General features: G+C 43.9%; 14 protein-coding genes. 4 read left to right on the top strand and 10 right to left on the bottom strand.

Annotated elements, in window-relative coordinates; all coding sequences use genetic code 11:
- Positions 1 to 19: 19 nt before the first annotated feature.
- The 5 genes from dnaK to lepA all read right to left on the bottom strand — a co-directional run bounded on the left by dnaK (position 20) and on the right by lepA (position 6,804).
- Positions 20 to 1,852 carry a molecular chaperone DnaK gene (dnaK, locus tag QNH36_RS17045; RefSeq protein ID WP_144476150.1) on the bottom strand — a complete coding sequence of 611 codons (1,833 nt, stop codon included), beginning with the start codon at positions 1,850 to 1,852 and terminating at the stop codon, positions 20 to 22.
- A gap of 36 nt (positions 1,853 to 1,888) precedes the next feature.
- The gene (gene grpE / locus QNH36_RS17050; protein WP_283903850.1) at positions 1,889 to 2,482 is read right to left on the bottom strand and encodes a nucleotide exchange factor GrpE; all 594 of its coding nucleotides are present in this window, start codon (positions 2,480 to 2,482) and stop codon (positions 1,889 to 1,891) included.
- Positions 2,483 to 2,641: 159 nt separating this feature from the next.
- Complete coding sequence (gene hrcA / locus QNH36_RS17055; RefSeq protein ID WP_144476890.1) at positions 2,642 to 3,673, bottom strand: heat-inducible transcriptional repressor HrcA; 1,032 nt, start codon at positions 3,671 to 3,673, stop codon at positions 2,642 to 2,644.
- Between the two features lie 76 nt (positions 3,674 to 3,749).
- Entirely contained in the window at positions 3,750 to 4,889 is a 1,140-nt protein-coding gene (hemW, locus tag QNH36_RS17060; RefSeq protein ID WP_283903851.1) for a radical SAM family heme chaperone HemW, read from the bottom strand.
- Between the two features lie 79 nt (positions 4,890 to 4,968).
- On the bottom strand, positions 4,969 to 6,804 hold the full coding sequence (gene lepA / locus QNH36_RS17065) for a translation elongation factor 4 (RefSeq protein ID WP_144476147.1): 1,836 nt from the start codon (positions 6,802 to 6,804) through the stop codon (positions 4,969 to 4,971).
- 191 nt (positions 6,805 to 6,995) lie between these two features.
- Between lepA and QNH36_RS17070 the strand changes: the two genes are divergently transcribed.
- Entirely contained in the window at positions 6,996 to 7,691 is a 696-nt protein-coding gene (locus tag QNH36_RS17070; protein WP_283903852.1) for a nuclease-related domain-containing protein, read from the top strand.
- A 23-nt stretch (positions 7,692 to 7,714) separates the two neighbouring features.
- On the top strand, positions 7,715 to 7,900 hold the full coding sequence (locus QNH36_RS17075; protein ID WP_283903853.1) for a hypothetical protein: 186 nt from the start codon (positions 7,715 to 7,717) through the stop codon (positions 7,898 to 7,900).
- Positions 7,901 to 8,776: 876 nt separating this feature from the next.
- Here QNH36_RS17075 and QNH36_RS17080 read toward each other — a convergent pair.
- The 3 genes from QNH36_RS17080 to gpr all read right to left on the bottom strand — a co-directional run bounded on the left by QNH36_RS17080 (position 8,777) and on the right by gpr (position 11,553).
- Positions 8,777 to 9,097, bottom strand: coding sequence for a YqxA family protein (locus tag QNH36_RS17080; protein ID WP_349654825.1), 321 nt, complete (start codon positions 9,095 to 9,097; stop codon positions 8,777 to 8,779).
- 31 nt (positions 9,098 to 9,128) lie between these two features.
- A complete protein-coding gene (spoIIP, locus tag QNH36_RS17085; RefSeq protein WP_283903854.1) occupies positions 9,129 to 10,334 on the bottom strand; it encodes a stage II sporulation protein P in 1,206 nt (401 codons plus the stop codon).
- Positions 10,335 to 10,428: 94 nt separating this feature from the next.
- Positions 10,429 to 11,553, bottom strand: a complete 1,125-nt coding sequence (gpr, locus tag QNH36_RS17090) for a GPR endopeptidase (protein ID WP_144476143.1) — start codon at positions 11,551 to 11,553, stop codon at positions 10,429 to 10,431.
- Positions 11,554 to 11,775: 222 nt separating this feature from the next.
- Here gpr and rpsT point away from each other — a divergent pair, with 222 nt between their 5' ends.
- Positions 11,776 to 12,036: a 30S ribosomal protein S20 gene (gene rpsT / locus QNH36_RS17095; RefSeq protein WP_144476142.1), complete on the top strand. Its 261-nt coding sequence runs from the start codon at positions 11,776 to 11,778 to the stop codon at positions 12,034 to 12,036.
- 68 nt (positions 12,037 to 12,104) lie between these two features.
- Here the strand turns inward: rpsT and holA are convergent, their stop codons facing one another.
- Complete coding sequence (gene holA / locus QNH36_RS17100) at positions 12,105 to 13,124, bottom strand: DNA polymerase III subunit delta (protein ID WP_251540943.1); 1,020 nt, start codon at positions 13,122 to 13,124, stop codon at positions 12,105 to 12,107.
- A 314-nt stretch (positions 13,125 to 13,438) separates the two neighbouring features.
- On the opposite strand from holA, the gene QNH36_RS17105 reads away from it, so the two are divergent.
- On the top strand, positions 13,439 to 13,573 hold the full coding sequence (locus QNH36_RS17105) for a YqzM family protein (protein WP_023627242.1): 135 nt from the start codon (positions 13,439 to 13,441) through the stop codon (positions 13,571 to 13,573).
- Between the two features lie 106 nt (positions 13,574 to 13,679).
- Here QNH36_RS17105 and QNH36_RS17110 read toward each other — a convergent pair whose 3' ends face one another.
- Positions 13,680 to 16,019: a DNA internalization-related competence protein ComEC/Rec2 gene (locus QNH36_RS17110; protein ID WP_283903855.1), complete on the bottom strand. Its 2,340-nt coding sequence runs from the start codon at positions 16,017 to 16,019 to the stop codon at positions 13,680 to 13,682.
- Positions 16,020 to 16,027: the final 8 nt, after the last annotated feature.

The following is a 16,027-nucleotide window of genomic DNA, read 5'->3' on the forward strand; positions in this document are numbered from 1 at the left end:
TGATTTCTATTTATTTTTTTTACTTGTCGTCATTTACTTCTTCGAATTCAGCGTCAACGACGTTGTCGTCTTTCTTTGTTCCTTCTTGACCTTCAGCGCCTTGCTGAGCCTGCTGCTGCTTTGCAGCTTCTTCGTATAGCTTGACGCTCAGGTTTGTAACGATTTCTTGAAGAGCATCCTTCTTAGTGCGGATTTCTTCAATTTCGCCTTTTTCGATTGCAGCTTTCAGTTCGTCTTTTGCTTCGTTTGCTTTCTTGACTTCTTCTTCATCTACCTTGCCTTCAAGATCCTTCAAGGTCTTTTCGGCAGTAAAGACAAGTTGGTCAGCTTCATTGCGAAGTTCTACTTCTTCTTTGAGTTTCTTGTCAGCTTCTGCGTTCTCTTCCGCTTCTCTAACCATGCGGTCGATTTCATCATCAGACAATCCTGTAGAAGACTTGATGGTGATTTGTTGTTCCTTGTTTGTGCCAAGATCTTTCGCACGAACGTTTACAATACCGTTTTTGTCGATATCGAATGTTACTTCGATCTGAGGAACTCCGCGTGGTGCCGGCGGGATATCCGTCAACTGGAAGCGTCCCAGCGTCTTATTGGCAGATGCCATTGATCGCTCACCTTGCAGCACGTGGATGTCAACAGCAGTCTGGTTGTCAGCAGCTGTAGAGAACACCTGTGATTTAGAAGTAGGAATTGTTGTGTTACGATCGATCAGCTTTGTGAATACGCCGCCCATTGTTTCAATACCAAGTGAAAGCGGAGTAACGTCCAGAAGAACGACATCTTTAACATCACCAGAGATAACACCGCCCTGGATTGCAGCACCCATTGCAACAACTTCATCAGGGTTTACGCCTCTGTGAGGGTCTTTTCCAGTTTCCTTCTTGATTGCTTCCTGAACAGCCGGGATACGTGTAGATCCGCCGACAAGGATAACTTTATCCAGTTCAGATGGGCTTAAGCCAGCATCTTTAAGTGCCTGGCGAGTAGGTCCCATAGTACGCTCTACCAATCCTGCAGAAAGCTCTTCGAATTTAGCGCGAGTCAGGTTCAATTCAAGGTGAAGCGGTCCAGCTTCCCCTGCAGTGATGAACGGAAGGGAAATCTGTGTTGAAGTGACACCAGAAAGATCCTTCTTTGCTTTCTCTGCTGCATCCTTAAGACGCTGAAGGGCCATTTTGTCTTTAGCAAGGTCGATTCCGTTTTCCTTCTTGAATTGTTCTACTAAATAGTCAATGATGACCTGGTCAAAGTCGTCACCGCCAAGACGGTTGTCACCTGCAGTAGATTTTACTTCAAATACGCCATCACCAAGTTCAAGGATGGAAACGTCGAAAGTACCGCCGCCAAGGTCATAAACCAGGATTGTCTGGTCTTCGTCCATTTTATCGAGGCCGTATGCAAGTGCTGCAGCTGTCGGCTCGTTGATGATACGCTCAACTTCAAGGCCAGCGATTCTGCCTGCATCCTTTGTTGCCTGACGCTCAGCATCATTAAAGTACGCTGGTACAGTGATGACTGCCTTTGTTACTGGCTCACCAAGATAGTCTTCAGCATAAGATTTCAAGTATTGAAGAATGACAGCAGAAAGTTCCTGTGGTGAGTATTCCTTGCCTTCAACTTCCACTTTATGGTCTGTTCCCATGTGACGCTTAATGGAAATGATTGTATTTGGGTTAGTGATTGCCTGGCGCTTAGCCACCTCACCCACCTGGCGTTCGCCGTTTTTGAACGCGATGACAGAAGGAGTTGTTCTGTTGCCTTCTGGATTCGGGATTACCTTTGGTTCGCCGCCTTCTAATACGGCTACACAAGAGTTTGTTGTTCCTAAGTCAATACCGATGATTTTACTCATATTCAATTACCTCCTGGATCTTTTATGTAACCACTGTTATTGGTTCACTTTTACCATCGCTGGACGAATGATGCGGTCCTTCAGTATATAGCCTTTTTGGAATTCTTCAACAACAATGTTTGGACCGTAATTTTCATCTTCAGCCTGCATCACTGCCTGGTGAAGATGCGGATCAAATTCTTTGCCAACTGCATCAATTACTTCAACGCCTTCATTCTTAAGGGCGTCAAGCAAGCTGCGGTAAACCATTTCCACTCCCTGTTTAAGGGATTTCGCCTGTTCATTATCCACGTCCATCTTCAATGCACGCTCGAAGTTATCGATGGCCGGAAGCAGATCTGTAATAATGTTTTGGGCTCTATATTTAGCGCTCGCTTCAAGTTCAATCCTTGAACGGCGGCGGAAGTTGTCAAAATCAGCCTGAAGGCGCAAGTAACGGTTATCGGCTTCTTCAAGCTTGCCTTCCAATTCAGCAATTTTCTGCACCATTGGATCTTGTTGCCCTTCCTCTTGAGCCGGAATATCTTCAGTCTGTTCAGAAGCTTCATTTTCAGCAAAAACCTCTTCAACCGCTTCTTCTTCTGCCTGGCTGTTCAATTCTTGCTCAGTGTTGTTTCTCTCTTCTGTCACGTCAACTCACCTCCCTAAAAGTATCGCGGCAAGGATCCACGGGCCGCTTTGTCCAGGTTAATCTGGATATATTTCAACGAAGCATAATCGCTTCAGTAGAAAACACATGACGATTCAGGATGGAACAGGCTGCTCCACCCTTAATCAATATTTCCATGCTTATTTATTTTGATACAGCTGTGTAAGTACCTTGGACAAATCCGTACTGATCAACTGAAGCAAGCTGATGACCCGTGAGTACTCCATCCGTGTCGGACCTAAAACTGCAATGGATCCCAGCTTTTCTTCACCCATGGAATAAGTGGCAGTGATCAGACTGCAATTTTCCATTGCTGAATTATCGTTTTCCGTACCAATCCTGACATTGATCCCGGCCGGGTTTTTCCTGATGAGGTTATATAAGCCATCCTCATGCTCGATCATATTCATCAGGTTGCGGATTTTTTCAACATCGTTGAATTCCGGCTGGCTGAGGATATTCGTCTTCCCGCCAAAGAAAACTTTTTCATGGGCTGGCATATTCAAAGTGTCCATGATTGTATTAAGGAGTGTGTCATAACTGCTGATATGCTGGCGCAGCAGCATAGCGATCTCCTTGTAGATCTTGGAATTAAGATTGGTAAGCGGGACGCCGGCCAATCGCTCGTTCAGGATATTGACCATTTTTTCTACATCAGACGGATCAATGCTGGTAGGGAAATGGAACATCCTGTTTTCCACATGCCCTGTATCAGTCACGATAATGGCGATCGCCGTATCTTTATTCAACGGAACGATCTGCAGCTTTCTCAGCCTGTTGTCTTTTACAGCCGGTCCTAAAACGATTGATGTATAATTGGTCATTTCAGATAAAATCTTTGCCGATTTCTGGACGATTTTCTCAAGCTCGTATATTCTTTCAGCAAAAATTGATTTGATCGCCGCCATATCAGAACGGTTCACTTTTTGCGGCAGCAGAAGGTTATCAACATAAAAACGATAGCCCTTTTCGGAAGGAATCCTCCCTGAGGATGTATGGGTCTTCTCAATAAATCCCATATCCTCCAAATCTGCCATTTCATTCCGGATTGTCGCCGAACTGAAATTAATTTCCTCTTTTTTCGACAAGCTCCTCGAACCTATCGGCTGAGCTGAACGAATAAAGTCATCAACAATCACCTGCAAAATAAGCACCTGACGATCTGTTAACAACATCATCACCTCTGTTAGCACTCTATAATAACGAGTGCTAATTCTAAAAATAATTTATCAGTAATCGATAAGGATGTCAATGATTTGATACCCCAATGAATGATTGAAAAACTTCATTGCCAAGCATACGTCCCTGCCTTGTCAGGAAGATGCGGTCATCATCGGTTTCCAGCAGCCCTTTCCGGGTCCAATCTTCAATTTGTCCATCGAAAAATTGCATTGGATTGCGGCCGAATTTTTCTTCGAAATGTCGAATGGAAACACCTTTTGTCTTCCTTAATCCAAGGAACATTTCTTCTTCCATTTGTTCTTCAAGGGTAACCTTATGCACATCCATAAGCGGCAGCTCTCCCCTGTCGATCGGTTCCATATACTTTTTCAGTGGGCCGTAATTCGACTGTCTCATTCCTTTTACATAACTATGAGCTCCTGCACCAAAACCATAGTACTCCTCGTTGTTCCAGTAGGTTAGATTATGCCTGCTTTCATATCCCGGGACCGCAAAATTGCTGATTTCGTATTGATGGAAGCCGTTTGTTTCCATATGATCCATAAGCGTTTCATACATTTCCGCTTCGGCATCCTCGCCAGGGATTGGCAGTTTCCCTTTTTGCATTAAATTATAAAATACTGTTTTTGGTTCAATGATTAATGAATAACCAGAGTAATGGACCAGGCCCAAAGAAAGGGCCGTTTCGATGGATTCGATGAAGTCAGCCTTCGTCTGGCCGGGAAGACTGTATATCAAATCGATGCTGATATTATCGAAGCCTGCCGCTTTCGCATTTTCGATTGATTCAAATACATCCCTCGCCCGGTGGCTGCGGCCGATTTTTTTCAGAAGTTCATCATTAAATGTCTGTACTCCAAAACTCAGGCGGTTAACACCGGCATCTTTCAGGATGGCCAACTTTTCTTTTGACAAGTCGCCTGGATTCGCTTCGAATGTATACTCTGTGTTTTTATTGAAGTTCAGCTTTGCCTGGATTGACTTGACCAATTTGCCTAACTGCCTTTCATCCAATGCAGTCGGAGTACCGCCGCCCACGAAAATCGTATCAAGGACATGCTGATCATGTTTTACTGTTAACTCCATTTCTTTTGCAAGGGCATCAAGATAGTCATCAACAGGCTGTCCTTTCATGAAGACTTTATTGAAATCACAATAGTGGCAAATATGATGGCAGAACGGAATATGGATATATGCTGATTTCATTGATTTTCACTTCCCTGGTTTATTGAAAAAAGAGGCCAGAATCGCTTGGTTAACAAGCACATCCAGCCTCCCCTCTATATTATTTCTTTGTATTGTTATCGTCCATCTTCAGGACTGCCATGAAGGCTTCCTGCGGCACTTCTACAGAACCAACCTGCTTCATGCGCTTCTTACCTTCTTTTTGTTTCTCAAGGAGCTTACGCTTACGTGAGATATCCCCGCCATAACATTTGGCCAGTACGTTTTTGCGCATCGCCTTGATGGTCGAACGGGCAACAATTTTCTGGCCAATGGCCGCCTGGATTGGCACCTCGAATTGCTGTCGTGGAATAAGGTCTTTCAACTTATCCACGATTACTTTTCCTCGTTCATAAGCAAAGTCCCTGTGAACGATGAAGCTCAATGCATCTACTTTTTCAGCATTAAGCAGGATGTCCATCTTCACCAGCTTGGAAGGCTTGTAGCCGATCAGCTCGTAATCGAACGAAGCATAGCCTTTCGTGCTTGATTTCAGCTGGTCAAAGAAATCATAGACGATTTCAGACAGCGGGATTTCATACACGATGCTGACGCGTGTCTCATCCATATATTGCATGTCGATGAAGATACCGCGTTTCTCCTGGCAAAGCTCCATGATCGCTCCGACATAATCATTCGGCGCCATCATTGTTGCTTTTACATATGGCTCTTCTACACGGTCAATCTTTTGCGGATCAGGCATATTGGAAGGGTTATCCACCTTAATTTCAGTGCCGTCTGTCATGATGACATCGTAAATAACGCTTGGCGCAGTAGTGATCAGGTCAATCTTGAATTCACGCTCGATGCGCTCCTGGATGATTTCCATATGAAGAAGTCCCAGGAATCCGCAGCGGAAACCGAAGCCTAATGCCTGTGATGTTTCCGGTTCGAATTGAAGCGCTGAATCGTTAAGCTCAAGTTTTTCAAGTGCTTCCCTCAGGTCATTGAATTTCGCTGAGTCAATCGGATACAGACCGCAATATACCATTGGGTTCAAGCGACGGTATCCAGGAAGTGCTTCGGCAGCACCGTTTTTCGCGTTTGTGATCGTATCACCGACACGTGTGTCGCCGACGTTCTTGATTGCCGCTGTCAGGAAACCTACATCTCCGACAGTCAGCTCAGGTGAAGGGGTGGCCTTTGGTGTGAATACTCCGACTTCAGTTACTTCGAACTCTTTGCCTGTCGCCATCATTTTGATTTTGTCGCCGACTTTGACCGTTCCATCGACAACGCGGATATATGCAACTACGCCGCGGTACGCGTCATACAAAGAGTCGAAAATCAATGCTTTTAATGGAGCATCAGGATCTCCCTGAGGGGCAGGAACTTTCTCGACGATTTGCTCAAGGATATCTTCAATCCCGATTCCTGCTTTTGCGGACGCCAGGACAGCTTCAGAAGCATCCAGGCCGATCACTTCTTCTATTTCGTTTCTGACACGTTCAGGATCCGCACTCGGCAGATCGATTTTATTGATGACCGGCACGATTTCCAGGTCATTATCGATTGCAAGGTAAACATTCGCCAGCGTCTGTGCCTCGATTCCCTGTGCTGCATCGACAACAAGGACAGCACCTTCACATGCTGCAAGGCTTCGAGATACTTCATAAGTGAAGTCTACGTGTCCAGGTGTATCGATAAGGTGGAAAGTATAGATCTCTCCATCTTTCGCCTGGTACTTCAATTGTACTGAGTTCAGCTTTATCGTGATTCCACGTTCACGCTCAAGATCCATCGAATCCAGCAGCTGATCCTTCATTTCACGCGCAGTCAAGGCATTCGTCTTTTCAAGGATCCGGTCAGCCAGCGTGGACTTTCCATGGTCAATATGGGCGATAATCGAAAAATTTCGTATTTTACTTTGTCTATTAAGTCTATCTTCTCTGCTCATTGCGTTCACTCCTACTATACTCGCGCATGTACACTATTGTTGATTATATCAGCAGGAATATCAAGATTCAATAAATAATGGAGGAAGAGTCTCGTGGAGGGTGCCTTATCACGGCAGGATTGCGTCCATATATTGTTCACAGAATATTAGGAACTTATTAAGTAAAATGAATGGTAGAAGGGAGATGAATTATGTTTTTAAAAGAACGTTATGAGTCTGAAGAATTAAAAGTTTTGAAGGCATTGAACACACGGATGGTTTTATCCGAAAAAGAGAAACAATACTATTTAAATTTACAAAAGGGATTTGAAGGCGAGGTGATGTTTGACGGGTACCTGCAACAAATAACCATGCAGTCATATATTTTAAATGACTTGCTGCTTGAGCAGAATCATTCTCATTTCCAGATTGACTCGTTGATGATCATACAGAGACTTTCCTACCTATTTGAAGTTAAAAATTTTGAAGGAGAGTATTATTTCGAAGGTGATACATTCAAAACCATTAACGGGAACGAAGTTAAAAACCCACTGCTGCAACTAGACAGGAACGTTTCACTCCTAAGACAATTTTTTAATAGTTCCGGAATTAAAATCCCCATTGAGCCGTATCTCGTATTTGTCAATCCCGAATTTACTTTGTACCATGCCCCGCTTAACAGGAAAATCATCCTCCCGACAAACCTGAACCGCTTTATCCATCAATTGAATAACCAGCAGACTACTTTGAACCATCAGCATGTAAGATTATCCGAAAAGTTATTAGCATCCCATATTACGAAATCCCCTTTTAGCAAGGTGCCTCATTTTGAGTATTCACAGCTAAGAAAGGGTGTATTTTGTCAGAAATGCGGGACAGGAATGGAGAATATCATTCACATATACTAACATGCCCAAAATGCGGAAAACCTGTGAATACTAAAAGCGCGCTGGTGCAAAGCATTGAGGATTATCAAGTTCTATATCCGTCTGAAAAGTTATCCACCAATACAATCTATGAATGGACTGGTGATTTATTTCCCAAGAGAACCATCAGACAGACATTGAAGGAGAATTTAATAGTCTCAGGATATGGCCAATGGTCATATTATGAATGAATTTTTGGTCACCAATGGTTTTCATTGGTGACTATTATTTTGTATTAGGGCGTCCATAGCTTTAATGATGCTCCGTTCTTTTTTTGGAGTTAAAGGGGTTCCAATACGGTCTATTGGTGACACAAATTTCCATTATCTGGAGTTCGGCAGTCCCAATGCGGTTATTGGACACCATTTTCCATTATCTGGATTTTTGCAGTCCCAATGCGCTCTATTGGTGACACTATTTTCCATTATCTCGAGTTCAGCAGTCCTAATGCGGTTATTGGTGACACCATTTTCCATTATCTGGAGTTTTGCAGTCCCAATGTGGTCTATTAGCGACACTATTTCCCATTACCTGGAATTCAGCAGTCCCAATGCGATCTATTGGTGACTCCATTTTCCATTATCTGGAGTTCAGCAGTCCCAATTCGGTTATTGGTGACACCATTTTCCATTATATGGATTTTCGCAGTCCCAATATGGTCTATTGACGATACTATGTTCCATTATCTGGAGTTTTACAGTCCCAATACACCCTATTGGTGACACCTTTTCCCATTATTTGGAGTTCAGCAGTCCCAATGCGGTCTATTGGTGACACCATTTTCCATTATATGGATTTTCGCAGTCCCAATGCGATCTATTGATGACACCATTTTCCATTATCTGGAGTTTCACAGTCCCAATACACCCTATTGGTGACACCTTTTCCCATTATCTGGAGTTCAGCAGTCCCAATATGGTCTATTGACGATACTATTTTCCATTATCTGGAGTTTCACAGTCCCAATATGGTCTATTGACGATACTTTTTTTCCATTATATGGAGTTTTACAGTCCCAAACACGCCTTACAAAAGAAAAACAGCAGGCCCCAAGCCCGCTGTCCTCGCTACTTCCCGGTAATCAATTCTACTGTTTTTTCCATAACAACGGATATTCCGTCTGCCAGCTTTTTTCCGATTGATGAAAAGAGGTTGAATGCTTTCATTTCTTCTAGCTTTTTTCGCTTTTGTTCAAGGTCATGGCTGGAAATGTCGTTGCCCAGGATTGCGGTCTCGAAGCTGCCACTTTCGTTTTCTTTTACACTGAGGGCACTTTTGAATTCGGGATCATCATACCCTTTCATTTTATGGATTCCTTCGTTTGCCTGCTGCATGCCGAACAATACGGATATGAACATTAAAGAAGCGAGCATTAAGCTTTTTAGCATGAACATTTTCATCTCGATCACCTGACTGGTTTTATTTCTTGTCTGGAGGCTGTTGGGCTGGCGCTCCTACTTTTTCGGCCTGCCAGTAAAATTCGCTGAATACATCTGCCAAAGCATCCGCGGACCTATTTAATTCCTCGAATGTATTATCGACACCGCCGAATTCGATCAATAATGCATTCCCTGAAAGGTCCTGATTGAATTTCCCGTTGGTTGACGCACCCTTTTTCTCTATGACGCCCCTGCTGAGTCCTTTGCCATACTTTTTATCAAGGAGATTATGCAGTTCGCGTGCGAGTGCTAGGTTTTTCTCATAATTCGCATTTTCCCCGCCAATGACAAACGCCAGTTTAGCATAGGATTTTCCGTTGATTTGTATGGTTGTTTTATCTTTTCGGTAACCATCCCGATGGATATCTATGAAGTATTGCAGATTCCGGTCTCCTGACATGGCCGCTTCAACTACCGGGCGTGCTTCCTGATAGGCTTTTCCAAATCCAAGCCCTTTCTTGTTCAGGTTTCCCATGACATCGGTTTTATCAACCGTCGTTCCGATTCCCCGCTGTTCAAGACCTGATTTCAGATGATCACCAATCCTGGTCACGTTTACCTGTGAATGATATGCCTGATTCGGATCGGTTACACCCTTAAGGTACGGAAGATACGATTCTCTTGTATGGGTAAAATAAATATATACAGCTTTACGGTCGCCGGTTGACAGTGGCGGAGCTGCCGTACTTCCTTCCGAAGCACCTGGAAGATCCTCGGTATTTTGCAAGGCTGCCTCCTGCTCCGCTTTCAACACATCTAGCGGAGGAGCAGATTCCATCGGCATGTTTGTATAATTGGTTCCCTTACCCGCAACCAGAATTTTCCCATCAAAAAGCGAGAAACCAGGCAGTTCCCTTCCCAGCATGCTTCTGGGATCATCCAGATTGATATTGGTAGTAAGCTTGAAAATGACATTGGTCAGCTTTGGAGCTTCATATTCCTCTGGCAGCGCCTGCAGGAACTGATGATTTTCCCACCCCATCAAGCTGAACAGCAGCTGGCCGTTCAGGTTAGTTGCAGCCTGATTGACAGAATCGGAGGAAAGCCTAAGCTCCGGCCTCAGCGTCGTCATGGCCCCGCTTATCGAAAAAATCCCAATGAGAAAGAATACAAATGCTAGTGCGGCTTTTACAACTTGAGTCCCCTGGACAGCTACAATTATTCCCGAACGTTTATTAAGTCTCATTGCTCCACCTCTCTCATGCAAGTCTAGTAAATGTTATGACTTTGCTAGAGAAGATAGAACCAGGATTCCAATCGTAATCATTTTGAAATATAACCTAATGTGTATACATACCAGTGTTATCCTGGTCGATGTTCGAATGCAGCGCAGAATTGAGTCCGCTGGCAATCAAATTCGCCATATCATCGATGAAAACATCCACTTCTTTTGGAGTGACCATCAGGTTGTGGCCCAATGGTGAAAGAACCTCATAAATCAGCTTCCTTTTTTCTTCATCCTCAAGTGTGCCGATCATTCCCATGAATGTCTGACGTTGTTCTGCCTCAGGCAAGTCTTCGTCCGTCAGCTTCCTTCTCTTCCCAAAACTCATCCCCGCAGGCACAAGTGATCTCGAAGGCTTGTTTCCTTCCCTCATTTCCTTTCCGAAATGCTTCAGGATAAAATCAATTGTGTCACTTGTAATCGAAACAGCATCGACGACTGTCGGAACGCCGATCGCAATTACCGGGATCCCGAGCGTCTCTTTGCTGAGTTCCTTCCTTTTATTCCCTACTCCAGAGCCGGGATGGATTCCCGTATCGGATATCTGGATTGTTGAATTGACTCTTTCAATAGAGCGTGACGCAAGCGCATCGATTGCAATCACAAAGTCCGGCTTCGTCTTTTCGACTACGCCAAAAATAATGTCCGATGTTTCGATTCCCGTTAATCCCATCACACCAGGAGAAAGCGCACTGACAGAGCGGTACCCCTTCTCGACAGACTCAGGCTGCAGTTCGAATAGATGCTTGGTCACAAGCAAATTTTCACAAACGAGCGGTCCGAGAGCATCGGGGGTCACATTCCAGTTCCCCAACCCAACAACAAGGCAGGATGCATCCTCCTTAATCCCGGATTGTTTGATAAACTGGGCAAATTCATTGGCGAAGACTTTCTCTACTTTCCCTTGCAGCTCGGTATCCTGCTGGCGGATGCCGACAACTTCGATTGTCAAATACTGCCCCTGCTTTTTACCGAGGCTCTTCTCACCCTCGGCGGTTACCTCAACGAGAGAAATCTTTATATCATTTTCCTCTTTTTCTTTTATAATGACGCCTTCAATTTGAGAGAGATTCTCCTCGGTATGGACGGTTGATGCCTGGTCTGCAAGCACCATCTCCCTCGCTTCCACAGCCAGGTCAGTCCTGATTGAATACATGCTCAAGTCGATTGGTTCCTTCATGGTCGCATTCCTCCCAAACAGTTTGGCTGCTAAACAGCATACTATTGCCTATCTTTTCCTTTTATATCAAAAAACATTCACGCAGCTCTGGACATAAATTAAAGCAGAGTATTGCATTATTCACCCCTGTTTGATAAAATATCATTTGTTCTTAATAAATAAGAAATGTACTGGAAATGTCGAGTTCCATAAAATCTCGATGCTTTTTAGGAGGTGAACGGAATGCCAAACATTAAGTCTGCAATTAAACGTGTAAAAACAAGTGAAGAGAGCAGAGCTCACAACATTACTGTTAAATCAACTATGCGTACAGCAGTTAAAAAAGCTGAAGCAGCAATCGTGAACAACGATACTGAAGCAAAAGCTTCTTACGCTCAAGCAGCAAGCAAGCTTGATAAAGCAGCAGCTAAAGGTCTTATCCACAAAAATGCAGCTGCCCGCAAAAAAGCCCGTCTTATGAAAAAATTGAACGCTAACGGCTAATTTTTTTCATACTGCTAATAAAAAAACGACCTGTCAGGGTCGTTTTTTTATTTTGCATTCTATGTAAGTTACCTGCCTTTGATCTGGAACAGGATCATTTCAATCAGCATTTCTTTTTTCATGCCGCCTGTTTTCATTTGATAGTCTGCGTCTGCCAGAAGCTTCATGATCCTTGTCAATTCTTCATCCGAAAATGCCCCTGCTTGTCCTGCAGCAAGTTTTACCCTGAAAGGATGGATTTTCAGCGTCCCGGCTATCTGCTGTTGGCCATATCCTTTCCGTGCAAGCTCCTTTACCTGGTAAATCAGCCTGAATTGGCCAGTGATGACCGCAAGGATTTTAATTGGTTCCTCATTTTGCTTCAAAAGATCGTAATAAATCCTCAAGGCAGCCTCTACATTCCGGTGGACAACCTTGTCGACCAGAGTGAAAATATTTTGTTCCAAAGACCTTGCAGTCAGACGGTCCACAATGTCCTTGGTGATCGGCTGGTTATCGCCCGCATAAAGAGCCAGTTTATCAATTTCAGAAGTGAGCATGAATAAGTTCGTCCCTGCAAGTGCGAGCAATAGCTCAATCGCATCATTTTCTATGACGGACCCATGCATTTCAGCGCGCTCTTTTACCCAGGATTTAATTTCCTGCTCATTCAGCTTTTTGGCTTCTACTACTGTTGCTTTCCGCTTTAACTCCTTGGTTATTTTTTTGCGTTCATCCAGTTTTTCGTATGGCGCAGAAAATACGACGATGGAGTAGGGAGCAGGCTGTGAAAGGTAATCCTCCAGTTTGGCGAGATTATGTTCAATCTTTCCTTTTGACTTTTCAGATGTCAAAAACATGGGATTCTGAAGGATGACCAATCGCTTTTCTCCCATGAACGGGAAGGTTTCAGCGTCTTCCAATGCTGCCTCGATGGGAGTTTCCTCAAGATCGTATACCGAAAAATTGAAATCTTTTTCTTCTTCATCCAAAACATTGTCGACCAGCAGCTGTTTTGTTTCATTTATTAGGAATGCTTCTGTCCCATACAATAAATAAACAGAATCCACCTGTTTTTTGCTTATCTTTTTCCAAATGTCCAATACCACTTTTTTCCGCTCCGTTCAGTTCCAGTTTTCCCATATGTCTATCGTAAAGAAGCTTGGACATTTTGACAAGCATTCTAAGGGAATTGGCCTCCGACTATCTCGGCCAATTCCCCTATCTATATTGAACGCTGCTGTATAAGGCCTAGGATACTTATATGGCAGCGGTGCATCGAAGTTAAGATTATTTTAGCCCCAACCGGGAAAAGTATTTGTGTCAACTCTTGGTACATTGGGTAAATAAGCTGTAAAGAGAAGACTGGATTTTTTAAATTGAATCGCTTATACTATTATAGAATTAATAGGGGGGATTGACTGTGAATCAATTCGAAGAGAATGTCCAAAGCAATCGCAATGACGCTGTTGACTCAGGTGTTGGATTCATCGTTTCTTTTGGATTCTTTGCAACAATGTTCATTATTGCGACAGTCGTGCAGTTAATCGGGAGTTAATCACGGCTACATAGGATAAAGTTGTGGAGACTGCATTTTTAGATGCAGTCTCTTTTCGTTTTCATGTGATTATAAGGGGAGAGACGTATTTGCTCTTTGTTCTATACTATGGCAATTGCATGCCAAAGGTTCCTGAATTGCCTTTGAACTTGTAAGTGATGGCACCACCTTCATCTGTCCTGTAAATAACCGCCCCAGCTTCCTTCAACCTTTCAAGCACTTCCTTCCCTGGATGGCCATACCTGTTCTTTTTCCCGACAGAAATGATCGCGTATTCCGGCTTTGTCCATTCCAGAAAGCTTTCCGAACTGGAATATTTGCTGCCGTGATGGCCAACCTTTAACACATCGATATCAAGTCCCTTAATGGTCTGCTCCATTAGCCTTTCCCCTTCCAAACCAAGATCTCCAGTGAAAAGCCACTTTTTCCCGCCAAGATCAGCGAGCAATACAATTGACCCGTCATTACGGTCTGCTGGAGATCGAATTGGATTGATTATCAGGAATTCCCCTCCACCGGAACTCCACGTTGTGCCCATCTCAGCTTCTTGGATTTCTGTTCCCTCCTTGTGTGCAACATCAATTATCCTGTTTTCCAAGTCCGATCGATCAGGGACACGCGGGAGAATCAGCTGTTTGACCTTCAGCTCTTCGAACAGCGCCCTGGCCCCTCCAATATGGTCGGCATCCCCGTGTGTCAAAATCAATTTATCCAGGCTTCTGATTCCTTCGCTTTTCAAAAATGGGACGACGATTTTTTTGCCTGGATCATACTGGCTCCTTCCCTGCTGCCAATCTTCCTTTGCAAAAGGGATGACACCGCCAGTATCAATAAGATAATTCCCCTGGTTATGCGGAAGCCTGATGAAAATGCTGTCGCCCTGGCCAACATCCAGAAATACGATTTTTCCATATGGGCTCATATAGGGCCATAAAATCTGCATGAAAAGAGGAATGAGAGGAAGCGCAAAAATCCATAATGGCAGTTTGGCCTTCCTTATTAAAAATCCTTCCCACATATAAAAGAAAATCGGAATCAAAAGGATATGCAATATCAGGAGGATCGGCTCCAGCTTACCAATCACGAGGGTCGATATCCGAAGCTCAGCAAGGCTCGCTGCAAAAAGGTTAACATTGTGTATCAGCGTTTCCAGAAGGATTAAATAAAACGAAGGCGGTGAAGCCCAAAAGATGGAAATATAGGTTAACAGCAAAATTGGAAGCAATCCAAATGAGAAAAGAGGGACAAAAAGAAGATTGGCGAGCATGGATATGACAGAGACTTCATGGAAGGACGAAATGATGATCGGGAGACTGGAGGTTTGGGCGATAAAAGAAGCTGCAGCAGTTTGCCCGGCAAGTGATGTGAAGGTTTTCATGATAACCGGCGCCGAAAGGATCAATGAGAAACTGACACTATAAGAGAGCTGAAAACCTGTGTCATAAATGATGCCTGGCTGTAATAACGCCATGATCATAAATGCAGCTGAAATGGCATCTAGCGGATTCATCTTGACCGAATAGCGCTTTGAACCAATCAATAGAAGAAGCATAGCGGAAGCCCGGATGACCGGTGGTGCGAGTCCAGTCATGACCGTATACAACGGCAGGAAGGCCATCAGCAGCATCTCCGTTTTTTCCTTCGTCACCCCAAGCCGGATACTAATGAAGTAGAGCATTCCAGTAAGCAGGCCTACATGCAGTCCTGAAATCGCCAATAAATGAACAATGCCTATTTTCTGGTAGGATCGTTCTGTTTCGGGATTAAAGAAATCTCTTTCGCCAAAAATCAGTGCTGCCGCAAGCGCTGAGGTCTCGTCAGGGAAAATCTGATTGATTCTCAGCACTTCTTTTTGCCTGAAGCCTTTAAGCATTGTCAAGATACTTTGCGACTTTTTATGGCAGGTAGCCAAAGATAGCTGGTCGGCTTCAAGAATCCATGATATTTTGTCTCGTTCAAGGAATTTTTTGTAGTCAAAAGCATTTGGATTTGTGGCAGGCGGCGGGCTTGAGAGGATTCCGGAGGCTGAACAGGCTGTTCCCGGATTGAGGAGATTCTGGATGATTTCTTTTTCAGCAATGGTTTTGATTCTGTATTTGATGATAAGTTTTTCATCGGCCGGCAGTGATCTGCTATAGGCATAAAGCAAATCACCATCCACCTTGATTTCATCATCAAATAAAACAAGGAAGTTCTTTTCGCTGCCCGTATACACTGTTTCAAAATCATCAAAGTACCCGGCAGCCATAAATACAGCATAACAGGCACTCATAAGCACCAGGAGTGATGCATGGAGTTTCTTAAATTCTTTTAGAAAGAAGAGGGTGAGCAAAAACAACGCCCCGTACAGAAGTGGATTCTGTTTAATTGTCAGCAAGCCCAGCAGTGAGACAGCGGCAAAGTAAAGCAACTGTCCCCTGATGGGTGCAATCCGTATAAACTTCATGTCATTAA

This window comes from Mesobacillus sp. AQ2 (genome assembly GCF_030122805.1).
GTDB lineage: Bacteria > Bacillota > Bacilli > Bacillales > Cytobacillaceae > Mesobacillus > Mesobacillus oceanisediminis_A.